The sequence below is a fragment of the Actinomadura terrae genome (genome assembly GCF_022751215.1).
Classification (GTDB): Bacteria; Actinomycetota; Actinomycetes; order Streptosporangiales; family Streptosporangiaceae; genus Spirillospora; species Spirillospora terrae.
Genome location: NZ_JAICDG010000001.1, coordinates 999,955 through 1,024,269, shown reverse-complemented (window position 1 = coordinate 1,024,269; position 24,315 = coordinate 999,955). Strand labels below are relative to the sequence as shown.

Annotated in this window: 26 protein-coding genes and 2 tRNA genes; 7 read left to right on the top strand and 21 right to left on the bottom strand. The window is 73.4% G+C overall.

The annotated features are described in order from the left end of the window. Positions 1-5: 5 nt before the first annotated feature. The 6 genes from K2F47_RS40440 to rsmD form a co-directional block, all read right to left on the bottom strand. A complete protein-coding gene (locus tag K2F47_RS40440; protein ID WP_272496430.1) occupies positions 6-137 on the bottom strand; it encodes a hypothetical protein in 132 nt (43 codons plus the stop codon). Positions 138-365: 228 nt separating this feature from the next. Beyond that, on the bottom strand, positions 366-545 hold the full coding sequence (gene rpmF, locus K2F47_RS04535; protein WP_214620717.1) for a 50S ribosomal protein L32: 180 nt from the start codon (positions 543-545) through the stop codon (positions 366-368). 1 nt (position 546) lies between these two features. Beyond that, positions 547-1,140 carry a YceD family protein gene (locus K2F47_RS04530; protein ID WP_242901380.1) on the bottom strand — a complete coding sequence of 198 codons (594 nt, stop codon included), beginning with the start codon at positions 1,138-1,140 and terminating at the stop codon, positions 547-549. 157 nt (positions 1,141-1,297) lie between these two features. Then, positions 1,298-1,780: a pantetheine-phosphate adenylyltransferase gene (coaD, locus tag K2F47_RS04525; RefSeq protein WP_242901379.1), complete on the bottom strand. Its 483-nt coding sequence runs from the start codon at positions 1,778-1,780 to the stop codon at positions 1,298-1,300. Positions 1,781-1,908: 128 nt separating this feature from the next. Further along, entirely contained in the window at positions 1,909-3,366 is a 1,458-nt protein-coding gene (locus K2F47_RS04520; protein ID WP_242901378.1) for a penicillin-binding transpeptidase domain-containing protein, read from the bottom strand. 9 nt (positions 3,367-3,375) lie between these two features. Next, the gene (rsmD, locus tag K2F47_RS04515; RefSeq protein WP_242901377.1) at positions 3,376-3,957 is read right to left on the bottom strand and encodes a 16S rRNA (guanine(966)-N(2))-methyltransferase RsmD; all 582 of its coding nucleotides are present in this window, start codon (positions 3,955-3,957) and stop codon (positions 3,376-3,378) included. Between the two features lie 233 nt (positions 3,958-4,190). On the opposite strand from rsmD, the gene K2F47_RS04510 reads away from it, so the two are divergent. After that, positions 4,191-5,096 (top strand): hypothetical protein, encoded by a 906-nt coding sequence (locus K2F47_RS04510; protein ID WP_242901376.1) that lies wholly within the window; start codon positions 4,191-4,193, stop codon positions 5,094-5,096. A gap of 76 nt (positions 5,097-5,172) precedes the next feature. Here the strand turns inward: K2F47_RS04510 and K2F47_RS04505 are convergent, their stop codons facing one another. From K2F47_RS04505 to K2F47_RS04495, 4 genes are all read right to left on the bottom strand, one after another. Further along, positions 5,173-6,948, bottom strand: coding sequence for a serine/threonine-protein kinase (locus K2F47_RS04505; protein WP_242901375.1), 1,776 nt, complete (start codon positions 6,946-6,948; stop codon positions 5,173-5,175). 284 nt (positions 6,949-7,232) lie between these two features. Further along, positions 7,233-8,147, bottom strand: a complete 915-nt coding sequence (locus K2F47_RS04500; protein ID WP_242901374.1) for a HEAT repeat domain-containing protein — start codon at positions 8,145-8,147, stop codon at positions 7,233-7,235. Between the two features lie 44 nt (positions 8,148-8,191). Then, on the bottom strand, positions 8,192-8,272 hold the full coding sequence (locus tag K2F47_RS41655; RefSeq protein WP_372490833.1) for a putative leader peptide: 81 nt from the start codon (positions 8,270-8,272) through the stop codon (positions 8,192-8,194). Positions 8,273-8,363: 91 nt separating this feature from the next. Next, entirely contained in the window at positions 8,364-11,264 is a 2,901-nt protein-coding gene (locus tag K2F47_RS04495) for a helicase-related protein (protein WP_242901373.1), read from the bottom strand. 212 nt (positions 11,265-11,476) lie between these two features. Here K2F47_RS04495 and rpmB point away from each other — a divergent pair, with 212 nt between their 5' ends. Next, on the top strand, positions 11,477-11,671 hold the full coding sequence (gene rpmB, locus K2F47_RS04490; protein WP_067632165.1) for a 50S ribosomal protein L28: 195 nt from the start codon (positions 11,477-11,479) through the stop codon (positions 11,669-11,671). Between the two features lie 68 nt (positions 11,672-11,739). Here rpmB and thiD read toward each other — a convergent pair whose 3' ends face one another. The 3 genes from thiD to K2F47_RS04475 all read right to left on the bottom strand — a co-directional run bounded on the left by thiD (position 11,740) and on the right by K2F47_RS04475 (position 14,326). Then, the gene (gene thiD / locus K2F47_RS04485) at positions 11,740-12,555 is read right to left on the bottom strand and encodes a bifunctional hydroxymethylpyrimidine kinase/phosphomethylpyrimidine kinase (protein WP_242901372.1); all 816 of its coding nucleotides are present in this window, start codon (positions 12,553-12,555) and stop codon (positions 11,740-11,742) included. 26 nt (positions 12,556-12,581) lie between these two features. Beyond that, the gene (locus K2F47_RS04480) at positions 12,582-13,304 is read right to left on the bottom strand and encodes a cellulose binding domain-containing protein (RefSeq protein ID WP_242901371.1); all 723 of its coding nucleotides are present in this window, start codon (positions 13,302-13,304) and stop codon (positions 12,582-12,584) included. Between the two features lie 101 nt (positions 13,305-13,405). Then, positions 13,406-14,326 (bottom strand): thiamine-phosphate kinase, encoded by a 921-nt coding sequence (locus K2F47_RS04475; RefSeq protein WP_242901370.1) that lies wholly within the window; start codon positions 14,324-14,326, stop codon positions 13,406-13,408. Between the two features lie 185 nt (positions 14,327-14,511). Here K2F47_RS04475 and K2F47_RS04470 point away from each other — a divergent pair, with 185 nt between their 5' ends. Continuing rightward, entirely contained in the window at positions 14,512-14,745 is a 234-nt protein-coding gene (locus K2F47_RS04470) for an Lrp/AsnC ligand binding domain-containing protein (RefSeq protein ID WP_242901369.1), read from the top strand. Continuing rightward, a complete protein-coding gene (locus tag K2F47_RS04465) occupies positions 14,654-15,199 on the top strand; it encodes a DUF3515 domain-containing protein (protein WP_242901368.1) in 546 nt (181 codons plus the stop codon). The genes K2F47_RS04470 and K2F47_RS04465 overlap by 92 nt, the downstream gene beginning before the upstream one ends. 4 nt (positions 15,200-15,203) lie before the next feature. Here the strand turns inward: K2F47_RS04465 and K2F47_RS04460 are convergent. From K2F47_RS04460 to K2F47_RS04450, 3 genes are all read right to left on the bottom strand, one after another. Continuing rightward, positions 15,204-15,284, bottom strand: a tRNA-Tyr gene (locus K2F47_RS04460). A 125-nt stretch (positions 15,285-15,409) separates the two neighbouring features. Continuing rightward, positions 15,410-15,483, bottom strand: a tRNA-Leu gene (locus K2F47_RS04455). 223 nt (positions 15,484-15,706) lie between these two features. Further along, positions 15,707-17,158 (bottom strand): protein kinase domain-containing protein, encoded by a 1,452-nt coding sequence (locus K2F47_RS04450; RefSeq protein WP_242901367.1) that lies wholly within the window; start codon positions 17,156-17,158, stop codon positions 15,707-15,709. A 185-nt stretch (positions 17,159-17,343) separates the two neighbouring features. On the opposite strand from K2F47_RS04450, the gene K2F47_RS04445 reads away from it, so the two are divergent. After that, positions 17,344-19,320, top strand: a complete 1,977-nt coding sequence (locus K2F47_RS04445; RefSeq protein WP_242901366.1) for a beta-propeller domain-containing protein — start codon at positions 17,344-17,346, stop codon at positions 19,318-19,320. 10 nt (positions 19,321-19,330) lie between these two features. On the opposite strand, the gene K2F47_RS04440 is transcribed toward K2F47_RS04445, so the two are convergent. The 3 genes from K2F47_RS04440 to K2F47_RS04430 all read right to left on the bottom strand — a co-directional run bounded on the left by K2F47_RS04440 (position 19,331) and on the right by K2F47_RS04430 (position 22,405). Then, positions 19,331-20,455, bottom strand: coding sequence for a D-alanine--D-alanine ligase family protein (locus tag K2F47_RS04440; RefSeq protein ID WP_242901365.1), 1,125 nt, complete (start codon positions 20,453-20,455; stop codon positions 19,331-19,333). 91 nt (positions 20,456-20,546) lie between these two features. Further along, positions 20,547-21,536, bottom strand: coding sequence for an NAD(P)H-dependent glycerol-3-phosphate dehydrogenase (locus K2F47_RS04435; protein WP_242902562.1), 990 nt, complete (start codon positions 21,534-21,536; stop codon positions 20,547-20,549). Positions 21,537-21,553: 17 nt separating this feature from the next. Next, positions 21,554-22,405: a lysophospholipid acyltransferase family protein gene (locus K2F47_RS04430; RefSeq protein ID WP_242901364.1), complete on the bottom strand. Its 852-nt coding sequence runs from the start codon at positions 22,403-22,405 to the stop codon at positions 21,554-21,556. A gap of 85 nt (positions 22,406-22,490) precedes the next feature. Between K2F47_RS04430 and cofC the strand changes: the two genes are divergently transcribed. Beyond that, on the top strand, positions 22,491-23,159 hold the full coding sequence (gene cofC / locus K2F47_RS04425) for a 2-phospho-L-lactate guanylyltransferase (protein WP_242901363.1): 669 nt from the start codon (positions 22,491-22,493) through the stop codon (positions 23,157-23,159). A 46-nt stretch (positions 23,160-23,205) separates the two neighbouring features. Next, positions 23,206-23,415, top strand: coding sequence for a cold shock domain-containing protein (locus K2F47_RS04420; protein ID WP_242901362.1), 210 nt, complete (start codon positions 23,206-23,208; stop codon positions 23,413-23,415). A 121-nt stretch (positions 23,416-23,536) separates the two neighbouring features. On the opposite strand, the gene K2F47_RS04415 is transcribed toward K2F47_RS04420, so the two are convergent. Then, entirely contained in the window at positions 23,537-23,815 is a 279-nt protein-coding gene (locus K2F47_RS04415; protein WP_156221298.1) for an HU family DNA-binding protein, read from the bottom strand. Positions 23,816-23,972: 157 nt separating this feature from the next. Beyond that, positions 23,973-24,206, bottom strand: coding sequence for an SCO5555 family protein (locus K2F47_RS04410; protein ID WP_504912338.1), 234 nt, complete (start codon positions 24,204-24,206; stop codon positions 23,973-23,975). Positions 24,207-24,315: the final 109 nt, after the last annotated feature.

The window sequence follows — 24,315 nt, the reverse complement described above, 5'->3', positions numbered from 1 at the left end:
GCCGCTCACAGGCCCTCCTCGCAGGCCGTGGCGCCGCGCTCGGGCGCGGTCGCCGTTGTGGCGCGTGCGGCCGGTTCGGCCGCTGCGGCGAGGACGGACGGGCACGGGAACGGGCCGGAGACCGGCGGCCCCGTCACGGGGACCACCGGGCTCGGGCCGCGACGTCCGGGGTTGTTCCCCGGGACGCCGGCTCCGCGAAGACGAGGTGCGCGCCGGTCGGTTGATCCCGGCGTGCACCACGGCTCCGGGCGCAGGTCGCCGCGCCGGTCACCACGCCGACGTCACGCGCCGGGTGGTCGGGTGCCCGCGCACCTCAAGGGGCGGGCCGCGCGTTCACGCGGATCCGCCCCCGGGATGCGAAAAGCTCAGGCCGACGGAGCGATGACCTGCCGCCGGTCGTAGGTGCCGCACGACGCGCACGCGGTGTGCGGCAGCTTCTTGTCGCGGCACGTCGGGCAGTCGACCAGGGTCGGCGCGGTGGCCTTCCACTGGGAACGACGGTGCCGCGTGTTGCTGCGCGACTTCTTGCGCTTCGGGACGGCCACGTCAGCCCTCCTGCTTTCCTTCTCGTCGGTCGGTTGAACCGCGGGACCCGGCGTCGCCGCGTCCCCCTTCCGGGGGCGCCGGCGCCACGCCGCCGGCCAGGCCCTGCAACGCCGCCCACCGGGGGTCGGCGGTGTCGTGGTGGTGATCCGGTCCGGCGTCCGCGAGCCGGACGCCGCAGTCGGGGCACAGGCCGGGACAGTCGTCCCGGCACAGTGGCGACAGCGGCAGCGTGAGCAGAACCGCGTCCCGGAGCACCGGTTCGAGGTCGATCAGATCGTCCTCGAGGTGGAGCTCGTCGTCGTCGGCGTGCCCGCCGGAGCGGGTGTCAGGATAGACGAAGAGCTCCTGGAAGCGCGCCTCGAACGTCGAGGCGATCGGGTCGAGGCAGCGGGCGCACTCCCCCTCCAGGGGGACCGTCGCCGTGCCGGTGACCAGCACCCCCTCCAGCACCGCTTCGAACCGCAGGTCCAGTTCGATCGCGGCGCCCTCGGGGACGCCCACCATCTCGACGCCGAAGTCCTCCGGTGCCGGCACGGACAGGCTCTTGTCCTTCGACGACCCGGGTTGCCTGCTGAGAGCTCGGGTGTCGAGCACGAGCGGGGCCTTGGGATCGAGGCGAGACAGCGGAATCCTGCTTTCGTGAGGCACGGCGGACGGCGGCCGCCGGGATGGCCGATATCCCAGAGTACCGAACACGGGCCGTTGGCCCAACTCGCGCCCCACTGACCAGTCGCGTTCCGGGGTGCGGGGGTCAGGCCGGGTCGCGCAGGCGGGCCACCAGCCGGTCGTGGACGAGGTCGGGGACCAGCCCGGAGATGTCGCCGCCGAACCGGACGACCTCCTTCATCAGGCTCGACGACAGGAACGCGTACTCGGGGTTGGTCGCCATGAACAGCGTCTCGACCCCGGCGATCCGGTGGTTCATCTGCGCCATCTGGAGCTCGTACTCGTAGTCGCTGACGGCCCGCAGCCCCCGGACGATCACGGGGATGTCCTGCTCGCGGCAGTAGTCCACGGTGAGGCCGTAGAAGGTGTCCACCTTGACGTTGCCGTACTCCGCGGTCACCTGCGCGATCATGTCGGCCCGCTCCTCGACCGTGAACAGGCTCTTCTTGCTCTTGTTGATCAGCACGGCGACGACCACCTCGTCGTAGAGGCGGGAGGCCCGGCTGATGATGTCGAGGTGCCCATTGGTGACGGGGTCGAACGATCCCGGACAGACGACACGGCGCACTAGGTGAACCCCTTCGGTCCCGGTTTCTGACCTGCGGCGCGAACGTACCAAACCGGTCGGGTGCGCCCCACACCCGACCCTACGCCGGGCCCTGCGCCGGGGTCCGGCGCCGGAGCGCCCCGCCGGGCTCAGTCTCCCAGCGCGTCGAGGATCTTGGCGGCGATCGGGCCGGACTCGATGCCGTAGCCGTCCGCCTCGGTCATCACCGCGACCGCGTACCTGGCGTCCGGGCGCGGGCCGAAGCCGATGAACCAGCGGTCGTTGTAGGGGGCGCCCTCGACGTCGGCGGTACCGGTCTTGCCGCCGGTGACGGACGAGCCGCCCAGCTTCTTGCCGGTGCCCTTCCGCACGACCGCCTTCATCATCTCCTGGGCCTGAGCGGCCTGGTCGGAGGTCAGCGCGGTGGTCAGCTTCTTCGGGGCGGCGCGGCCGATCTCCTGCCCGTCGGCCGCCTTCTCCTTGTCGATCAGGTAGGGCCGCATGACCTTCCCGCCGTTGGCGACGCCGGCGGCGACCATGGCCATCTGGAGCGGGGTCGCGACCGTGCTGCCCTGCCCGATCGAGCCGAGCGCGCTGAGGGAGGGCTGGTCGGTCTTCGGGAACGAGCTGGCGGCGCTCCGCATCCCCGGCTCGATCTCGACGCCCTTGCCAAAGCCGAAGGCGGCGGCGCGCTCGTGGACGGCGTCGTTGCCCGGCTCCTGCGCGCCCATGTAGGCGAACGTGGTGTTGCACGACTGGGCGTAGGCGTCGATCAGCGGGATCGCGGACAGGTCGCAGTCGCCGCCGATGTCGCCGGCGTCGTTGTTGATCGCCTGCCCGGCGCCCGGCGGGCGGTAGGAGCGCCCGGCCCGCACCCGCGTCCCGGCGTCCACGCCGTTCGCCAGCGCGGACGCGGCGACCACGGTCTTGAACGTGGACCCGGGCGGGAACAGCTCGCTCGTCGCCTTGTTCAGCAGCGGCTTGAGCGGCTGGCGGTTGAGCCGCTCGAAGGCCCTCCCCGCCTGCTTCCCGTCCAGGACGGAGACGTCGTTGGCGTCGTAGGAGGGGGTGGAGGCCATCACGAGGATCGCGCCGGTCTTGGCGTCCAGCGCGACGGCTGCGGCGCGGCGGGCGCCCGAGTCCTGGAGCGCCGCGTAGGCGGCCTGCTGGGCCTTCACGTCGACCGTGGCCTCCACCGTGCCGCCGGGCACGTGCTTGCCGAGCAGCTTGTCGACGAAGCTGGTGGTGGCGAGGCGGTCGTCGGTGCCGTCCAGGACGTGGTTCGCGGCGTTCTCCAGGCCGGTCTGGGAGAACGGCGAGAAGTACCCGGTGATCGGCGCGAACACCTCGCTCTGCTTGTAGCGCCGCTGGTACTTCTTGTCGTCGCCCTCGACGGTCTCCGACCAGGCGAGGCGCTGGCCGTCGGCGACGATCGGGCCGCGCTCGATCTTGTTGCGGTCCTCGAACTGGCGCGCGTTGAGCGAGTCGTCCCGCAGGTCCTGGGCCTGGAAGCCCTGCACGTAGGTGATGTTGGCCAGCAACGCGATGATCATGAGGATCGAGATGATCCAGGTGCGCCCCACGGCGCGGTCGACGCCCGGCCTCATGCGCGACTCCTACCCGCCCGCGGCGCGGTGACCCGTCGCGCGCCCGTACCAGAAGACGGCCTCCCCGTAGCGCCGGTCGCGTTCGGGGGTGTAGCCGTCGGGCCACCGCAGCGCGGGGCCCCGGGCGGCGCGCTCGACGGCGACGAGCGCGTCCGGGGTCGTCCAGCCGTGGTCGCGCAGGTTCTCCAGCAGGAGGGTGACCTCCGCGTCCGGCAGCGCGTACGGCGGGTCGGCGAAGACCAGGTCGTAGGGACGGTCCGGCGGGCGGCGGACGAGGCGCTCCACCTTGTCGCCGCACGGCACCGCGCCGGGCAGCCCGAGCGCCCCGGCGTTCTGCCGGACGACCTTCAGCGCACGCGGATGCGACTCGACCAGTAGGGCGTGCGCCGCCCCGCGCGACAGCGCCTCAAGCCCGACGGCGCCCGACCCGGCGTAGAGGTCGGCGACGCGCAGCCCGTCCAGCGGGCCCAGCAGGGCGAGGACGGTGGAGAACAGCCCCTCCCGCGCGCGGTCGCTGGTCGGTCTCGTGTCCCGGCCCGCCGGGACGGCCAGCCGCCGCCCGCCCGCGCTGCCCGCGATGACCCTCGTCATGCCTCAAGTATCCCCGGCGGCACCGGCGCGGCGGCACCATGATCGTTCAGCCACGGCCCCATACAACCAGGCACTCCGGAGAAACATCGACAAATCAGGTCGGCCCATGTCGTGAACCCAGCCCAAATGCTGCCATCGCTGTTTACCTCGACTACCAGTCGTGTCAACGTGCTCGCAGGTTGTGCAACCAATACCCTCAGGAGCCCCTCGTGCCCCAAGGCAGGAGACTGGCGGTGACGGCCGGCGCGACGGTTCTCGGCATCGCCGCGATGAGCGGCGTCTCACACGCCGAGACGTCCCGGCCGGATGCCGAGCGCGCCGCCGACCGGCCGCTGCCGGCCGTCCACTCGCTGCTCGCGCCCAAGAGCCCCGCCAAGGCGAAGCCCGCCAAGCCCGCTCAGACGACGTCCGTGCGCATCACCAACGCGAAGGCGAAGGCGACCGCGCCGAAGAAGGCGTCGAAGAAGGTGACGCCCGTCAAGCGGGCGGCCGCGAGACCGAAGGCCGCCGAGCCCGCTCCCCTGCTCGGCCTCCGCCTCGGCCTGCGGCTGGGTCCCGACCAGCGGACCGGGACCACCGGCCTGGGCCTCGACGTCGGCGCGGGCCTCGACACCCCGGGCGGTGGCCTCGGGGTGCGGCTCCACGCGGACGCTGCGCTCTCCGTCCCGTCCGGGAGCGGCGGGGCGCGGACGCTGGCGGCGGACAGGCCGCTGCTCTCGGCCAACGTCGGGGCGGGCGTCCGCGTGCAACCCGCGGGCGGTGCGCCGCTGGCGGTGAACCTCGCGGTCGGCGCGTGCGTCGGGTCGGGCTGCGCGCAGGCCCCGACGCCGCCCACTCCCCCGACGCCTCCGACGCCGCCGACCCCGCCGACGCCGCCGGGCCCGACTCCTCCGGGGCCGACGCCGCCCGGGCCGTCCCCTGAGCCGCCGGCGCTGCCGCCCTCCTCGCCGCTGCTGCCGGAGCTGCCGGCACCGGGGGTGGGCACCGCGCCGGCCGCCGCCGGGACGATCGCCCGGCCCGGCGGCCTGCCGTTCACCGGCACCGACGCGCTCCCGCTCGCCGCGCTCGGCCTCGCGGCCGTGCTCGCCGGCGGCGCGGCGGTCGCCGCGACCCGCAGGCGGCAGGTCCGCGAGCCCTGACCGGCGCCGCACGTTCGCAGATGGGGCGTCCCCGAGGCGGGGGCGCCCCATCTCCCTTCTCACGGCCGCCGCGAGCTCACAGCAGCTGCGCGGCCACGACCTTCCAGGCGGAGCCGTCGCGCCGCAGGATGAGGCGGCGGAAGCTCACCCTCGCCTTGTCGTCGCAGGTGCCCCGCGCGCACTCGCCGACGGTGACCAGCACGACGGCCTGGTCGGGGGACGGTCCGGCGCGCAGCCCCTCCTCCACCGGCGTCACCGGCGCGAGCGACGGGTCGCGCGCCACGGCGTCCAGCGCGCCGCGCGCCGGGCCGTCCGGCCACGCGGTGCCCGCCGTGTCGGCCCGCGCCGAGCCCGCCTTCAGCGTGTAGAGCGAGTCGAGGAGCCAGCCGCCGCCCTGCCGGACCATCGTCGCGCGCATCGGGTTCTGGAGCTCGCCGGGCTGCGCGTCCCGTGCCTGGACGGTACGCCGCACATACGACAGGACGGTGACGCGGTCGCCCCCGGCGGCCACGACCGCCGAGTCCACGACGGTCGCGGCGACCGAGCCCTGCTTGGCGCGGAGCTGGTCCAGGTAGTCGCGGGTGGCGAGCTGCCGGTCGTAGTCGGCGCCGAACCGGGGCGTCGACAGCCGGTGCGCCGCCGCGACGTTCCGCTCGATCGCGGCGTGGTCGAAGCTGAGCACCGTCCTGATCGCGGTGGTGGCGGGCGCGACGGCTGCGGCGGCCGAGGCGGGCGGGGCCACCGGGCGCTCCCGCGGCGGGCGCGGCTCGCCGGACGAGCCGCCCGCCATCAACCCCCAGGCCGTCCCCGCCCCGGCCAGTAGCAGCAGCGGCACCGCGATCGCGGCGATCCGCCATCGCAACCGGCGCGGTCCCGGCTGGACGGTCACCTCCCCTGCCTGCGCCCCGCCGCTCATCGGCCCGACGGTGGGCGCGGTCTGCGGCGTGCGCGGATCGGCGGACGCGCCCACGGGGCCCGCGAACGCGGGGGCGGCGAGGTGCGCGCCGGTGCTCAGCGCCCCCTCGTCCTCGGGAGCGAACGGCGCCTGGCGTCCGAGCAGGTCCAGGAGCACCTGCTGCGCCTGCGGACGGCGCGCCGGGTCCTTCTCCAGGGACGCCGCGACCACGCCGCGCAGCGACTCCGGCAGCGCGGACATGTCGGGCTCGTAGTGCAGCACGCGGTGGAAGACCGCGGAGATCGTGTCGTTGCCGAACGGGTGCCGCCCGGTCGCGGCGAACAGCAGCGTCGCGCCCCAGGCGAACAGGTCGACGCCGGTGCCGAGCTCGCCGTCGGTGACCTGCTCGGGCGCCATGTAGGACGGGGTGCCGACCACGCCGCTGCCCCGCGTCGCGGCCGGGCCGAGCACCCGCGCGATGCCGAAGTCGATGACGCGCGGGCCGTCCGGGCCCATCAGCACGTTGGACGGCTTGAAGTCGCGGTGCAGGATCCCGGCGCGGTGGATCGCGGCCAACGCGGTGATCGTGCCGATCGCCAGCCGGTCGAGGTCGGTGCCGGTGCGCGGGCCCCGCTCGCCGACCAGGCCGGTGAGGGACGGCCCGGGGACGTACTCACTGACGACGTAGGGGGTGTCGCCGGAGAAGTCGGCGTCGACGACCTGCGCGGTGCAGAACCCGGCGACGCGTCCGATGACCTTCATCTCGCGCTCGAACCGGGCCCGCCACTCGGGGTTCCGGCTGAACTGGGCGCGCAGCAGCTTGACCGCCGCCTGCCCGCCGTCGTCGCGGCGGCCGAGGTACACGACGCTCTGGCCGCCCTCGCCGAGCCGTCCGACCAGCTCGTACCGGCCGAGCCGCGCCGGGTCGGTCGGCAGCAGGGGGCCAACGGCCGTCATCGGGCACACCTCCGTCGCGTGCGGACCCGCCACGGGACCCATACCCGCGCGAGCACCCGGGCGGTCACCGCCCGGTACTCGTTAGACGTCCGTGATCGACCGAGTGTTCTCCGTTGCCGAGTTATGTGGACTTTTCCGAGTTCTTATCCCCTATTACCATTTTGGCCGAAATTGCTGCCTCTGGCCGAAACCGCGCCGCGGGCCGCCGATGCCCCAGCCCAAACCACCGGCGACCCGCACCCAGCGCGGTACCCGAACCAGCGAGGTACCAGAGGAAAGGTCGGTCAGGCGAGCGCCCAGCGGACCTGGGTGCGCACACCCGGGTCCGGGTCGGTCAGCGCCTCGGTGAGCGCGGTGACGACCTCGGGATGGTCACCGGCCCACTGCTCCAGGGCCTGGACGGCGGCGCGCCGCACGTCCACCGTCCGGTCGCGCAGGGCCCGGACGAGCGGCTCGACGGCCACCTCGGGCTCCGCCGCGCCGAGCGCCAGCACGGCGCGGCGGCGGACCTGCCAGCCCGGGTGCGTGGTCGAGTTGATCACCCGTCCCACGAGCTGGGAGGGCACCTTCAGCTCGGCGGCGGTGTCGAGGGCGGCCATCCGGACGACGGGGTCGTGGTCGGTGAGCAGGGTCACCAGCGCGTCGAGGCTCGCCGGGCGGGGCAGTCGCGCCAGCCCCTCGGCGACCGCGACCCGCACCTCCCGGGACGGGTCGTCGGCGGCGGCCGCGACCTCGGTCACCGCGCGCAGCGCGACGAGGCCGAGCACGGCCTGGATCCTGATCTGCGCCTCGTCCTCCTGGAGGCCCTGCGCGTACAGCTCGGCGGCGCCCCGGACGAGGATCTCCAGCAGGTCGGCGGCCGTCTCGCGGACGAACGCGTCCCGGCCGCGCGCGGCGGCCAGCTGGAGCGCGGCGACGCCGTCGTCGCCGAGGAACAGCTCCGGCAGCCCGCGCAGCGCGTCGGCGGCGACGCGGCGGACGTCCTCGTGCTCGTCGGCGAGGGCCCAGGCGAGCGTGTCGCCGGTGCCGTACGGGGCGGCGCCCCTGCGCGCCTCGCCGGTGAGGACCTTGAGCGCGGCGGCGCGCACCTGGGGCTCGGAGTCGCGGAGGTACAGCTCCACGTCGTTCAGTGCGGGACTCTTGATGCGGTGGAGTTCGAGGACGCGGGCGGTGGGCCCGGGCCCCTGCGTGATCGTCATGTGCGGCCTCCTGTGCGCCGTCGGATCCTGAGGGAAGGTCGGGATCAGCGACGGGAACACAGGGCGCTCGCCTGGCGCCGGAGATCGACGTGGCGGCGGTGCGTCAGGGCCTCACTCGGCTTCACGGGACCAATCCTCACCCTGGTCGCGACATAAGTCAACTTAATCAATCGGAAATATCGGAAGCTTTCGATCGCGCCATCATCTCGTGCCGGGTCAGCCCTTCTCCAGGAAGCCGGCGCGGTCCTCGTCGAGCAGCGTGTCCAGGACGGCGGCGAGACCCGGGTGTTCCTTCAGCTCGGGGTCGGCCTCGACCAGCGCGGTCGCCTCCTCGCGGGCGTCGCGGATGACGTCCTCGTCCTTCTGGAGCGTGAGCAGCCGCAGGCTGGACGCGCGCCCCGCCTGCGCCGCGCCGAGCACGTCGCCCTCGCGGCGCTGCTCCAGGTCGAGCCGCGACAGCCGGAACCCGTCGGTCGTGGAGGCCACCGCGTCCAGGCGCTCCCTGGCCTTGCTGCCCGGCTCGGCGTCGGTCACCAGCAGGCACAGTCCGTGCAGCGAGCCGCGGCCGACCCGGCCGCGCAGCTGGTGGAGCTGGGAGACGCCGAACCGGTCCGCGTCCATGATCACCATGACCGTGGCGTTCGGCACGTCCACGCCGACCTCGATGACCGTGGTAGCGAGCAGGACGTCGAGGTCGCCGTCGGTGAAGCGGCGCATGACCGCGTCCTTCTCGTCGGGGTGCAGCTTGCCGTGCAGGACGCCGATGCGCAGCCCCGCGAGCAGCTCCTCCAGCCTCGGCAGCAGCTCCATGATCCCGAGCGGGGAGCGGCGGTCCGGCTCCTGCTCGACGGGCTGGCCGTCGCCCTCGTCGCCCTCCTGCTCCCCGATGCGCGGGCAGACGATGTAGATCTGCCGCCCCTGGGCGGCCTCCTCCCGGATGCGCTCCCAGGTCCGGGCGAGGAACGCCGGGCGCTCGGGCGGCACCACATGCGTCTTGATCTCCGACCGTCCCGCCGGGAGCTGGCCCAGCACGGAGGTCTCCAGGTCGCCGAAGACCGTCATCGCGACCGTCCGCGGGATCGGCGTGGCCGTCATGACCAGGACGTGCGGGCGACCGCCGCCGGTCTTCTCGCGCAGCGCGTCCCGCTGCTCGACGCCGAACCGGTGCTGCTCGTCCACGACGACGAGGCCGAGGTCGGCGAACTGGACGCTCTCCTGGAGCAGCGCGTGCGTCCCGACGACGATCCCCGCGCCGCCGGACGCCGCGTCCAGCAGGGCGGCCTTGCGCGTCTTCGCCCCCTGGGACCCGGTCAGCAGCGCGACCCGCGTCGCGTGCTCGGCGCCGCCGATCTGCCCCGCCTGCCCGAGGTCGCCGAGCATCGCCGTGATCGACCGGTAGTGCTGCTGCGCGAGGACCTCGGTGGGCGCCAGCAGCGCGGCCTGGCCGCCGCCGTCCACGACCTGCAACATCGCCCGCAACGCGACCACGGTGTTGTGGGTGGGCGTCCAGCCGTCGGTCACGTAGAGGCGGCCGGGGTGGGCGACCGATATGCACTGGACGTGTTCGCGCCCCACATATTCGATGGCCTCGATGCGTTTCCGCTCGGCCTTTTCCAACGCGACGGCGGTCGTCCAATATCCCGCCTTCGACGCGGGACGGCATCGCGCGAAACCGCCGAGCGACCGCGCCAACCACGCCACGTCCTCCGCCAACTGCTCGGACGCGGAGACGAAACCGCCCGCCGTGGAACCCGCGTCCAGCAGCCCACGCAGAAGCGCGCGGCGCTCCTTCACCGGAGCCACCAGATAACCCGGGGGCACACCCTCCCGCCCCGCCTCGCCGAGCCGAACTCCCAGCTCATAGGGATCGTCAGGGCGGTCCTGCAAAGAATCCAACTCCGGTGCCTCGATACGAGGCACATACCACTCGCCCTTTGCCAGAAGGTCACAGCGCAGCTCACGGGTCGCCACCACCCGCGAATCACCATCGCCCTCGACCGCCCAGAGATGTTCGTCGTCGCATTCCACCGAAGTGCCGTCGGAGAACACGAGCCGGTACACATCACGCTCCCCTTGGGGAAAGACACCCGTGACGACCGTGACCTCGCCCCCGGGCGTGATCACCTCGTCTCCCCTGGAGATGTCCCCCATTCTCCGGAACCCGCGCGGTGTCAGGACCTCCGCGTCCAGAGGCTGGGCCTTGCCCGCGCCGACATCGCCTTGCAAGAGCCGGTGCATGGGGTGTTCCAGCGCGAGGTCGGCCGCGATCTCGTCGCCCACCTCGCGCTGCCCCTTGGTCAGCTCGAACGGCAGCCGCGCGTCGAACTCGGCGAGCACCCCGCCGAACGACGGCGGACGCGGCGTCGCGGGAAGCGCCGCCGCCGCCAGCCTCCGCTGGGCCAGCGCGGTCTGGACGACGAACGCCTCGTCCCACTTCAGCCGGGCCTTCGCGCGGCCCAGCTCGTCCCAGGACTTCGGGCGGTGGATGCCCTCGTAGGCCTCGCGCAGCCCGATCAGGTGGCGGCGGCGCAGCAGCGCCTCGGGCATCGGGTCGGCGGGCAGGTCGAGCTGGTCCAGCACCATGCCGACCGACGTGCCGATGGTCTCGATCGCCAGCCCCTTGGTGGACGGGTAGATCGGGATGATCTCGTCCGCCCACTCCTGCGCGGCCTGCTCGGCGCTCTTCTCCGCGACGACCTTGTACTGCGGATGGTTGAGCTGCCGCTGCACGTTCCCGCTGCGCGGCACATACGTGCTGATCTTCCCGGCGAACAGGCCACGGGTGCCGGGTGCCAGCTCCTTCTCGGGACGGTAGGAGCCCTTGCGGCCGAAGAAGCTCAGCTTGAGCTGCCCGGTGCCGTCGGTGACGGTGATCTCCAGGACGTAGCCGGGGTTGCGGGTGAGCGTGCGCCCCTGCACCTTCACGACCTCGGCCATCACCGTGACGTGCTCGCCGTCGGCCAGGCCGCTCAGCGGGGTCAGCTCGCCCCGGTGGGCGTAGCGGCGGGGATAGTGGTGCAGGAGGTCGCCGACCGTCGCCAGATCAAGGCCCTTCTCCAGCACCTTGGCCGTCTTGTCGCCGAGAACCTTGCGCAACGGCTCGTCGAGATTCGCCACGCACTCTTTTCTAGCCCATGGCACGGACGGGAATCTCGCGGCCGGACGAGCAAGACCGGAGGCACGGACCGATTCGCCTACGTGGTGGACGGTCGGCTACTCTGATTCGTGCGCCTCGTCCCGGGGCGCTATCAGTGAGCGCCCATGACGCCCCGGCCCGCTCGGGCGGCGGCGCTCCGGTTCAGAGCATCGATACCCACTTGGAGTTTCCCGTGGCTTCCGTCTGCGACGTCTGCGGCAAGGGACCCGGTTTCGGCATGCGCGTCTCCCACTCGCACCGCCGCACCCCGCGCCGCTGGAACCCCAACATCCAGCGCGTGCGCGCCGTCGTGAACGGCAGCACCAAGCGGATCAACGCCTGCACGTCCTGCATCAAGGCCGGCAAGATCGTCAAGCCCACCGTCTGACGCGGGACCCCCGTCGGCTCATCGGACCACCCCGATGGGCCGACTTTTGCATGCCCGGACAAGTCCGGTTACCGCAACTCCCAGGCGTGGTGGACGGGGCCGATGCCTGCGCCGAGGGGGAAGCCGGCGGCGATCGCGCCGGTGACGTAGGCCTTGGCCTTGCCGACGGCCGTGGGGACGTCGTCGCCCTTGGCGAGGTGGGAGGCGATCGCGGACGCCAGCGTGCAGCCGGTGCCGTGGGTGTGCCGGTTGTCGTGGCGGGGCGCGGTGAAGCGGTGCTCGTGCTCGCCGTCGAACAGCAGGTCGGCGGGGTCGCCGGGGAGGTGGCCGCCCTTGATGAGGACCCACTCGGGGCCGAGCGCCTTGACCGCCTCGGCGGCCTCGCGCAGGCCCGACTCGTCCACGACCTTGACGCCGGTGAGCTGCTCGACCTCGTACAGGTTCGGGGTGACGACGGTCGCGGCGGGCAGCAGGACGGAGCGGACGGCGGCGACCGCGTCCGGGGCGAGCAGGGAGTCGCCGTGCTTGGAGACGCCGACCGGGTCGACCACGGACGGGGCGTCGCAGCCCTCCAGCGCCTCGGCGACGATCTCCACCAGGGCGGACGAGGCGAGCATGCCGGTCTTGAGCGCGTGGACGCCGATGTCGGACAGCACGGAGTCCAGCTGCGCGCGGACCGCCTCGGGCGGAAGCTCCCAGTAGCCCTGGACGCCGAGCGAGTTCTGCGCGGTGACGGCCGCGACCACGCTCATCCCGTGGACGCCGAGCGCGAGCATCGTCTTCAGGTCGGCCTGGATTCCGGCGCCGCCGCCCGAGTCCGAGCCCGCGATCGTGAGGACGAGCGGCGGGGCCTGCGGGTGCGACGGCGGCGGGTTCTGCTGCATGCCGTCCAGCTTATGGCGGATAGTACCTAGACGAGCGTGCAGGCCAGCCGGTTGAGCACGCAGTAGGCGGGCTTCCTGGGCGTACCGGTCGCGGTGAACACGATCCGGACGGACTGGCCGGGCGCGATCGCGCCGTGGCCGCGCACGAAGGGGTACACGCCCGTCCGCACGACGGTCGCGCCGCTCAGCGCGCGCACGGACACGTTCGAGATCTTGAAGGCCAGCGCCCAGTGCGGGACGGCCGCCTCGCCCTTGTTGGTGATGGTGGCGGTGGCCTTGAAGGCGCGCGCCGTCCGGGACTGGACGCGGAACGCGACGACGACGCCGTCGGGGCGGCCAGCGCCCCGGCTGGCGCGCTGACCGGGGCCGCGCTGGGAGACCGGGCTGTCGCGGGGGCCGTGGGCCGACTCCTTGGGGGCGCCGCCGGCGAAGTTCAGGGAGATCTGCTGGGTGCTGAGCGCGTAGGCGACGACGCCGACCGCGACCACGAGCGCGACGATCGGCAGGAGCGGGACGGGCATGACCGCCAGCATCCGGGCGGCGCGCCCCTTGACGGGCGGGTCGGCGTCCTCGGGGGCGGCGCTCTCACCGACCTGCTCGTAGGACTTCACCAACACCTGGTCGTCGGCCGGACCGGAGAAGGCTTCGTAGGACGGGCCCGGGGGGGCACCGAAGAACGGCCCCGCGGGCGCTCGCGCGTCCGGTACGGGCTCGTCGTCCGGTTGGTCGAGCTTGGTGTGTCGTCCCATCCCATTCCTCTTCGATCACAGGATGTATACCAAAGCAGTACCGAACATGCCTACCAGATGCGGGAACGTGCACCGGCCGACACCGGCGGTTTCACATGGGTTTACCGGCGGAAATGGTCCCATCCTCCGGGGCCCGGTTCGCGGCCGTCGACCAGCACTCCCGTCCCCTCGGCGACGGTGCCCACCGCACTCCAGGATGGGGGCAGGACGGCGTCCGCGGGGAAGGTTCCGGCGAACGCGTGGTCCTCGCCGCCGGTGAGGACGTGGCGCGTCCCGTCCGGGCCGAGCACGTCCGGGACGGGCAGCGCCGCCAAGTCGATCTCGATCCGCACCCCGCTCGCGGCGGCGATGTGCCCGAGGTCCTGGACGAGGCCGTCGCTGACGTCGAGCAGCGCGGTCGCGCCGAGGGACCGCGCCTGCGCGCCCGCGCCGTAGGGGGGCGCCGGACGGCGGTGGGCGGCGATCAGCTCTTCGGGGCCGTCCCGTCCGGCGGTCAGCAGCGCGAGCCCGGCGGCGGACCAGCCGAGCCTCCCCCGCACCGCGACGACGTCGCCGGGGCGCGCGCCGGACCGGGTGAGCGGGGGCGCGCCGCGCAGGTCGCCGAGCGCGGTGACCGCGAGTGTGATCTCGCTCGCGCCGACGACGTCGCCGCCCGCGACCGAGGCTCCCGCGACGCCGCACTCGTCGGCGAGCCCGTCGTAGAGGCGCTCCGCCCAGCCCGCGCCGGTGTCGAGGGGGACGGCGAGCCCGACGAGCAGCGCCGTCGGGCGCGCGCCCATCGCGACGACGTCCGCGAGGTTCTGCGCGGCGGCCTTGCGCCCGATGTCGTAGGGGCCCGACCAGTCGCGGCGGAAGTGCCGCCCCTCGACCAGCAGGTCGGTGGTCGCGACGACGCGTCCGTCGGGCGCCGCCACCACCGCCGCGTCGTCGCCGGGGCCGAGCAGCACCTCCGGTCCCCGCGGCAGCCGCCGCGTCAACCGGCCGATCAGCTCGAACTCGCCCAGCTCCCCGATGGTGCCCATCCGCCCCGATTCCCCGTGCCGTCCCACGCGTGCGCGCTTCCGGCCGTCCTGTTCCGTGCTGTTCCGTCCTGTTCGCGGCCCTCGCCGACGGTCCCGGAACTGTCCGGTACCCCGGGCGCCCGCGGTGGCGGCTAACACGATACGGTGACCGTTCGACGGCTAATTCTCCGCCCGGGGAGGACGTGATGGTGCAGGCCTACATCCTCATCCAGACCGAAGTGGGCAAGGCGGCCGAAGTCGCCGGTGAGATCTCCGGCGTCACCGGTGTCACCCTGGCGGAGGACGTCACGGGCCCTTACGACGTGATCGTCCGAGCGGAGGCGCGGAATGTGGACGAGCTGGGCAAGCTCGTCGTGGCGCAGATCCAGTCGGTCGAGGGGATCACCCGCACCCTCACCTGTCCGATCGTCCATATCTAGGCTCGCGCGCCCGGCGGCGCTGCTGGCCGGGGTCGCGCTGCTGGCGGCGGCCTGCGGGGACGGCGCGGTCGAGGTCCCCGTCCCGAAGCCGGACGCGGCGACCGCCCGGCTGTGCCAGGGGCTCCGGCTCCCCGAGAAGGTCCACGGACTGTCCCGCCGCGACGCCTCCCCCGACTCGCCGCTGACGGCCGCGTGGGGCTCGCCCGCGATCGCGCTGCGCTGCGGCGTGGGCAGGCCCGCCGCGCTGCACCCGGAGTCGCAGCTCGTCGACATCAACGGCATCTCCTGGTTCGGGCAGCCCGCCGGCCGTCCCGTGACGTTCACCGCCGTCGCGCGGCAGGCGTACGTGGAGGTGACGGTCCCGGCGAAGTACAACCCGGCCGGGGACGTGCTGATCGAGCTGGGCGGCGCGATCACCGCGACGATCCCGACCAAGCCCGAGGGCCAGATCTAGCCGGTGGGGCGGGCGGGATTCGAACCCGCTCAGCGAAGCACCTGGTTTACAGCCAGGCCCGACTCTCCCGCGTCGGCGCCGCCCCGCGCGCGGGTCCTCGCCGGGACCCGCGTCGTACCCCTGGCAGGACCAGTGTTAGTCCTGGCCAACCAGATGCATCGCACAGCACCTCATGCTGTCGTCTCTGCCGTTGGACTACAGGGGCATGCGTGCGGCTCCCGGGATTCGAACCCGGAGCGTCCACTTCCTGAGAGTGGTCCCTCTGCCGGTTGGGGTAGAGCCGCAAGTCGCTCGATGGGCGTCACTCGCGGCGGCTCGACCGGTCTAGGAAAGGGGATACCGGCCGGGGCGGGCGTGCGACGCCTCGGGAAGTCGCAGTCGATAGCGGAGACGTTCCGTGGCCATGGCCGGTCCTCCTCTCGGGGTCTCGCGGGCCCGTCCTCGACGGGCCGACGTCGTTCACGATGCCAGGACGGCGGCGCCCCGGGCAATCCATTTACCGCGGGCTCAGGGGGTGGTCTCGTCCGGCAGCGACATCCCGAAGGCGACCAGCGCCCAGAACGCGACCATGATCCAGCCGAGCGCGATCCCGGTGACCGCCATGCCCGCGCCGCGCTCGCCCGTCCGCCGCATCTTCACCCAGGCGACATGCCCCGCGATGATCGCCGGGATCGACGGCAGCCCGCACGTGATCAGCCCGACCAGCCCGAACGACAGCGAGTAGATCGCCGCGTGGCTGTAGGGCGGCCTGGCGTGCGGGTTCTTGATCAGCGGGGGCGCCGCCGGGTGCGACGGCTGGGTCGCGGGCGCGTACCCGCCGTACCCGGTGCCCTGCGGGTACGCGGTGGCGCGGGCCGCGACGGCGTTGGCGTACTGGTTCCACGTCTCGGCCTCGGCGGTGCGTCCCTGCTGGCTGAGCAGGATGGCCAGGTTCCGCATCGCGGCCGGGTCGCCCGCCTGCGCGGCCTGCCGGTACTGCCGCTCGACGAGCGCCTGGGCCTCACCCTCGGCCAGCGCGGGCGCCGCGGGTGGAGGAGGCGTGGCCGCCGAGGCCGGGGACGGGGTGAGCGAGGGGGCTCGCGTGTGCTGCGGGGCCTGCGTGTGCTGCGTGTGCCGCGGCGCCTGCGTATGTTGCGGGGGCGGCGTCCTCGGGGTCTGGCGGGGCGCGCCGCTGGAGATGAGCCGGTCCAGGAGTTCCTGGGCGGACGGACGGCCCGCCGCGTCCTTCGCGAGCGCGCCGCGCACCGCCTCCAGCAGCGTGCCGCTCAGCCCGCCGAGGTCCGGCTCGCCGCTGACGATGCGGTGGATGATCGCGGGGATCGAGTCGCCGCCGAAGCACGGGCCGCCGCGCGCGGCGAACGCGACCGTGGCGCCCCAGGCGAACACGTCCGAGGCCGGGGTCGCGCCCAGGCCGTTCAGCTGCTCGGGCGCCATGAACGCGGGGGTGCCGACGATGCCGCCGGTCACGGTGAGGCGCGTCCCGTCCATCGAGCGGGCGATGCCGAAGTCGATCACGCGCGGGCCGAACGTGGACAGCAGCACGTTGGACGGCTTCAGGTCGCGGTGCACGACGCCCGCGTCGTGGATCGCGGTCAGCGCGGTCGCGATGCCGACCGCGACCGCCTCCAGGTCGGCGCCGCGCAGCGGGCCGTCCTTGGCGACGGCGGCGTCCAGGCTCGGGCCGTTGACGAACTCGGTCACCAGGTAGGGCGGCTCCGCGCCCGGGTCGGCGTCCAGGACGGGCGCGGTGCAGAAGGGGCGGACGCGCTGCGCCGCCGCCACCTCGGCCTCGAACCGGGCCCGGTACTGCCGGTCCGCCGCGTACTCCCGCCTGATCACCTTGATCGCGACCTTGCGGCCGTCGTCGTCCAGGCCGACGTAGACCGTGCCCATGCCGCCCTCGCCGAGCCGGTCCACCACCCGGTAGGGGCCGATCCGGCCCGGCAGTTCGGTCGGCAAGGCAGGTGCTCCTCTGGACGTGGGGTCAGCACTCCAAGATTGGCATATCCGGAGCATCGGCCAATACGTAAGACACCTCGCAGGACCCCAGAGTCAGGGTGTTTTTCGCGAATCGGGAACCGCAGGCATTTCGCGGGCGTCCAACGTCAATGCGTGCCCGCATCTACGCTCCCCTCGCATCGGCCGTGACCCTCCCCCTGCTGCTCGCCGGTTGTTCAGGGTCGTCCGCCCCCGACGACAAGGCGGTGGCGGCGCCGCCGGTGCGGCTGGTCGCCTACGACGGCTGCGACGCGCTCCTGGACGGGCTGCGCCGCGCGACGGCCGAACGGGTCGGCCCGTTCGGGCTCGGCGTTCCGGAGCCGTACGGTCCTCTCGCCAGGGCCGACGGCGAGACGGCGATCCCCAAGGGCGCGGTCCCCGGGCCGTCGCCCGCCGACGCCGGACGGAGCGCGACCGCCCCCCAGCACTCCGGGACCAATAGCCACGAGGCGGGCGCCGACGAACCCGACCTCGTCAAGACCGACGGCCGCCGCATCGTCGCGCTCGCCCGCGGCCGCCTCCAGGTCATCGACCCCGCGACGCGCAGGGTCGCGCACACGCTGGCGCTGCCGGGCGGCGACGGGTACCAGGCCGCGAGCACGAACGCGCGGCTGCTGCTGAGCGGCGACCGCGCGCTGGTCCTCACGCCCCGCCTCCCGATGGTCATGTACGACGGGATACGGCCGCGCGGCGGGGTGGAGGACGCCCCCCGCCCCGGGCCGCCGCGTCCGCAGACGATCCTGACGCTGGTCGATCTCTCCGGCGCGCCGAAGGTGATCGGCTCGATGACGTCCGACACCGTCTACGTGGACGCGCGCATGACCGGTTCCGTCGCGCGCGTCGTGGTGCGCTCGACGCCCCGGATCGACTTCCCGGCGCCGTCCCGCGACCCCCGCTCACAGCAGGACGCGGAGCGGAAGGCGACCGAGCGGAACCGGGAGATCGTCCGGAAGGCGCCGCTGGACGCGTGGCTGCCCGCCTTCACGGTGGGCGAGGGCTCCGCCGCGAAGACCTACCGGGCGCCGTGCGAGCAGGTCAGCCGGCCGGCCGCCTACACGGGCACGTCGATGCTCAGCGTCCTGACCCTCGACCTGTCGCGCGGGCTCGGCGACCCGTCGCCGGTCGGGATCGCGGCGGACGGCGAGACCGTCTACGGCAACGGGTCGAGCCTGTACGTGACCGGCACTCCCCCGAGCCTCGTGGGCCTTCCGCGCAAGGGGATCGGGCCGCAGCCGCAGCACACCGACATCCACATGTTCGACGTCCGCGGTCCGGGACGCCCGCGCTACGCGGCATCCGGCTCGGTGCCCGGCACGCTGCTGAACCAGTACGCGCTGTCGGAGCACGGCGGCAACCTGCGCGTGGCGACGACGACCACGGAACCGCCGAAACCCGGCACGCAGCCCCCTGACCCGCAGTCCCCCGCCACTCAGGCCCCCGCCACGCAGGCTCCTTCCACGCAGAGCACGCTGTACGTCCTCGGACGCAACGGCCCCCGCCTCGACCAGGTCGGACGCGTCGACGGGCTCGGCAAGGGCGAGCGGATCTACTCCGTCCGCTTCATCGGCGCCACCGCCTACGTGGTGACGTTCCGGCAGGTCGACCCGCTGTACGTACTCGACCTGAAGGACCCGCGCCGCCCCCGCGTCACGGGCGAACTCAAGATCAACGGCTACTCGGCGTACCTGCACCCGACGGCCGACGGCAAGATCCTCGGCATCGGCCGGGACGCCGACGCCGCCGGCCGCACCACGGGCCTGCTGGCCTCGCTGTTCGACGTCGGCGGCACGCCGCGCCGGGTCGCCTCCTACCGGCTGCCGGGCGCCGCGTCCGCGAGCGACTTCGAACCGCACGCGTTCCTGTACTGGCCCTCGACCGGGCTGACCGTCGTCCCGGTGTCGCGTCCCGAGGCCGGGACGAGCGAGGCGCTCGCGCTGAAGGTCACCGGGTCGGGCATCAGCAAGGTCGGCACCGTCCGGCACGGGGACGGGAGCGGCGCGGACTCCGTCCAGCGCTCGCTGGTCGTCGGCGACACGCTGTGGACGTTCTCGGACGCGGGTGCCCGTGCCACCGACGCCGCCACCCTCGCCGACCGCGCCTGGCTCCCCTTCGCCCAGCGCTGAGCCCCGGGACTCAGCGCAGGCCGGTCGGGCGGTGCAGGGCGGTCTGGATGAGGCGGTCGACCATGGCCGGGTAGTCCAGGCCGGTGGCCGCCCACATCTTCGGGAACGCCGACGTCGGCGTGCACCCCGGCATCGTGTTGATCTCGTTGATGATCCAGCGGCCGTCGGGGGTGTGGAAGAAGTCGACCCGGGCGAGGCCCTCGCAGTCGAGCGCCTCGAACGCCTGGACGGCGAGCCGCCGCACCTCCTCGATCGCGGCGGGCGGCAGGTCGGGCGGGATCGTCATCGTGGTCGCGCTGTCGAGGTACTTGGTCTCGAAGTCGTAGAAGTCGTGGTCGCCGGCCATCGTGACCTCGGCGGGCAGGCTGGCGTCGGGCGGTCCGTCGTCCAGGCCCTGGAGGACGCCGCACTCGATCTCGCGGCCCTCGATCGCCGCCTCGACGATCACCTTCGGGTCGTGCTCGCGGGCCGCCTCGACCGCGGCCTCCAGCGCGTCCTCGGCGGTGACGCGGGTGATGCCCATGCTCGACCCGGCGCGCGCGGGCTTGACGAACACCGGGCGGCCGGCGGCCAGGCCGAGCTCCTTCACCTCGTCGACCACGCGCTTGCGCTCGCGCCGCCACTCCCGGTCGCCGATCAGCACGTACGGGCCGATCGGCAGGCCGCGCGCCTGCCAGACGAGCTTCATGTAGCCCTTGTCCATGCCGACGGCGCTGGCGAGCACGCCCGCGCCGACGTAGCGGACGCCGACCATGTCGAGCATGCCCTGGATCGTCCCGTCCTCGCCGTAGGGGCCGTGCAGCAGCGGCAGGACGACGTCGACGTCGCTCAGCGCGCCCGGCACCTGCCCCGGCTCCACGACCATCAGGCCGCCCGCGGCGGGGTCGAACGGCAGCGCGAGCGCCCGGCCGTCGCCGGTCACCTCCGGGAGCCGCCCGTCCTCGATCGAGAGCCGGATGTCGGCGGGCGGGAGCACCCAGCGGCCGTCGCGGGCGATGCCGATCGGCAGCACGTCGTAGCGGTCCCGGTCGATGGCGGCCATGACCGCGCCCGCGGTGACGCAGGAGATCGCGTGCTCGGAGCTGCGCCCGCCGAACACCACCGCGACGCGCGTCTTACGAGAAACCTGGGACATGAGGCCAGACCCTACCGGGGATCACCGGGGGCGGCCACGAACGCGGCGGCCGCCGAGCGGCGCCCCGGGCGCCCCCGCTCGGACCCCATCCTCAGACCCCGTAGCGTTCCGGTTTGGGGGACCGCGAGATCAGCGAGATCGCCGCCTCCCGGATCGGCATGCCGTGGTACAGGACGGCGGTCACCGCCTCGGTGATCGGCATCTCCACGTTGTGCTTGCGCGCCAGCTCCAGCACGGCCTCCGACGACCGGACCCCCTCGGCGGTCTGCTTGGTGACCGCGGTCACCTGGTCCAGCGTCATCCCGCGGCCGAGGTTCTCGCCGAACGTCCGGTTGCGCGCCAGCGGCGACACGCAGGACGCGACGAGGTCGCCCATCCCGGCGAGCCCGGCGAAGGTGTGCTCGTCGGCGCCAAGCGCCGCGCCCAGCCGGGCGATCTCGGCGAGCCCGCGGGTCATCAGCAGCGCCTGGGTGTTGGCGCCGAACCCGAGCCCGACCGACATCCCGACGCACAGCGCGACGATGTTCTTCACCGCGCCGCCGAGCTCGACGCCGATCACGTCGGTGGAGGTGTAGACGCGGAAGTAGGGGGTCATGGTGGCGGCCTGGAGGCCGCGCGCGGCGTCCTCGTCCAGGCACGCGGCGACCGCCGCGCTCGGCTCGCCGGTGACGATCTCGCGCGCCAGGTTCGGGCCGCTGAACACCGCGACCCGCTCCTGCGGGACGTCGGCGACCTCGCGGATCACCTCCGACATCCGCCGGGTGGTGCCGAGCTCGACGCCCTTCATCAGACTGACCAGGATGGCGCCGGGGGGCAGCAGCGGCACCCAGGGGGCGAGCGTCCGGCGGAGCGTCTGCGCCGGGACGGCCAGCGCCACGAAGTCGGCGCCCGCCAGCGCCTCGGCGGGGTCGGTGGTCGCGCGGACGGCCTCGGGGAGCGCGATCCCGGGGAGGTAGTCGGGGTTCTCGTGCCGCTCGTTGATCGCCTCGACGATCTCCGGACGGCGGCCCCAGACGGTCACCTCGCCGCCCGCGTCGTGCAGCATCTTCGCGAACGTGGTGCCCCACGACCCGGAGCCCATCACTGCGGTGCGGAAGGTCACGAGCCGTCCGCCTTCGTGTCGGCGGGACGGGGGGCGGCGTCGGCGGGACGCGGCCCGGGCACCGCGCCCTCGGCACTCTCGGCAGCCGTGGCGGCCGCGCGGCGCTCCTCCAGCACCCTGTGGTGGTCGTAGCGCTCCACCGGGGGCTCCTCGCCGCGCAGCTCGCCGAGCAGGGCGGTGATCGCCTCCATGATCTCGTCGGTGGCGGCGCGCAGCGTGTCCTTGTCGAGCGGCAGGCCCGCGTAGCGCGACAGGTCGACCGGCGGCCCGGCGACCACCCGCATCGTCTTGCGGGGGAACGGGTGGAAGCCCTTGCGCAGGCTCCCGGCGAGGCCACGCTGCTCGGCCTTCTTGTACGGCAGCAGCTCGTGCGCGCCCCAGTTCGCCACCGGGACGACCTTCGCGCCGGTCTTGAGCGCCATCCGCGCCACACCGGTCTGACCGGTCATCGGCCACAGCTCGGGGTCGCGGGTGCAGCTCCCCTCCGGGTAGAACATCAGGCACTCACCGTCCACCAGCGCCTTCTCGACGTCCCTGAGGGCGCGTGCGGGGTCGGCGCTGTCGCGGTAGACGGGGATCTGCCCCGTCCCGCGCAGCACGTTCCGGATGAGCGGCACGTCGAACAGCGTGGACTTCGCGAGGTAGACGGGGTAGCGGCCCGCCTCGTAGACGAAGTGGGCGAGGGCGAGCGGGTCGGACTCGGAGATGTGGTTGGCGGCGATGATCAGGCCGCCCGTCCTGGGCACGTTGCCCCGGCCGCGCCAGTCGCGCCTCAGCGCCCCGAACAGCAGCGGGCGCAGGATGACGATCGTGAGCTTCCGCCAGACCGGCGAATAGCCGTGGCCCATGCCCCGTCCCTCCTCGTTCCGTCCCCCGCGTGAACGCGGGGTGTCCACAAGTGTCGCGGCTCCGTGCGCATAGTGTCGAGTTGCCATGTCTACAGCAGCGCGCACCGCGCCCCCTCTCCAGTGGTCGCTCGTCGTACCGGTCAAGGTGCTGGCACGGGCCAAGACCCGCATGTCCGCGGCGGCGGGACGGCACCGCCAGGACCTCGCGCTCGCGGTGGCGGCCGACACGGTCGCCGCCGCGCTGCGCTGCCCGCGCGTCCGCGATGTGATAGTGGTCACCGACGATCCCCTTCCGGCCGCCGAACTAACCTCGCTCGGCGCCCGCGTGGTCCCGGACGAGCCGGACGCCGGTCTGAACCCCGCCCTGGTTCACGGGGCAGGCCGGGGGCGCGAGCTGTCCGCCGATACCGGCACGGGCGCGCTCTCCGCCGATCTGCCCGCATTGCGCCCGGACGAACTCCTCCGCGTCCTCGACGCCGCCGCGCTCGCCCCCGAGGCGTTCGTCCCCGACGCCGCCGGGATCGGCACGACGCTCTACACGGCCCGTCCGGGAGTCCCGTTCTCCCCAGCGTTCGGGCGCGACTCCCGTGCCGCGCACCGGGCGCGCGGGGCCCGGGAGCTCCTCCTCCCCGATATCGACAGTATCCGCCGGGACGTCGACACTCCCGCCGATCTCCAGGTCGCGCTGGACCTCGGCGTCGGCCCCCGCACGGCGGCGGTCGCCGCCCGGCTCAGGACGGCGGCGCCGGGCTGAGCTCCGGCCGGGGGCGCGCGGGCCCGCCGGGGATAGGGTTCGGGGCATGCAGGGGACGGTGAAGGCGTTCGACGCGGAGACCCGGACGGGGAGCGTGCTCCTCGACGACGGGACGGAGCTGCCCTTCGACGCCGGGGCGTTCGCGGCGGGCGGGCTGCGCCTGCTGCGCTTCGGCCAGCGCGTCAACCTGGCCGTGGACGGCGACCGGCGGATCACGGTGGTGACCCTGTCCACCTTCCCGCTACCCGCGACGTAGCGGCCGGGGGTTTTACAACGACGCGGCATCAGGCCGGGCCGCAATCGAATGGCATGCAAACGCCGGCGCCCGGGGCCGTGTCCGAATTATTGGCACGGTCCCGGGCGCCGGCGCGGTGAGGCTACTTCTTCCCGGCCACCAGGTTCTTGAAGTCCTGCCCGGCCTTGAACTTCGGCACGGACGTCGCAGGAACCTGGATGGTCTTGCCCGTTGCGGGGTTGCGGGCCGTGCGGGCAGGCCGGTCGGCCTTCTCGAACGAACCGAACCCGGTGATCGCGACCTTGTCGCCCTTGGCGACGGCGGTCTGGATGGCGTCCAGGATCGCGTCGACGGCCTCGGCTGCGGCCTTCTTGCTGCCCAGCCGGTCAGAGATGGCGTCGACCAGCTCACGCTTGTTCATGGGTTACTCCTCTAGTTCCCCCCTTGCCCGAACGAAACTAAGGGACCTCCAGCATGGACACAATCACCTGCACGCAAGAGTTGCCGTGTCGCTGGCGTTTTGTCGGCCTCGCCCCCGTCTCGCCGGGTGACCGGACCGGATCCGGCCACTGCGCACGCTAACGGACGTCGGGGGCCTCTTGGAAATCGGCGAGGAACGCCTCCAGCCTGCGGTCGGCCAGCTCGGCGTCCCTTTTGGCCAGATCGGTGATCGCCAGCAGGTGGCGGATGAGCCGCTGCCGCGTCTCCTTCGGCAGCGGCGCGACGGCCCGGTGGGCGTCGCGCAACTGCCGCGCGAGGCGGGTCAGATCCGGGTCGTCCCATTCCGGCCCGGCCCATGGGACCGTGCTCAATCTCATGCCCCCAACGGTTCGCGAACGGGCTTCCTACAAGGATTGTCGCTGCCGCGGGACCGTTCCCTCGCATCCGGGGTCGCCGTGGGGGGTTTCGGGTACGCCGAAG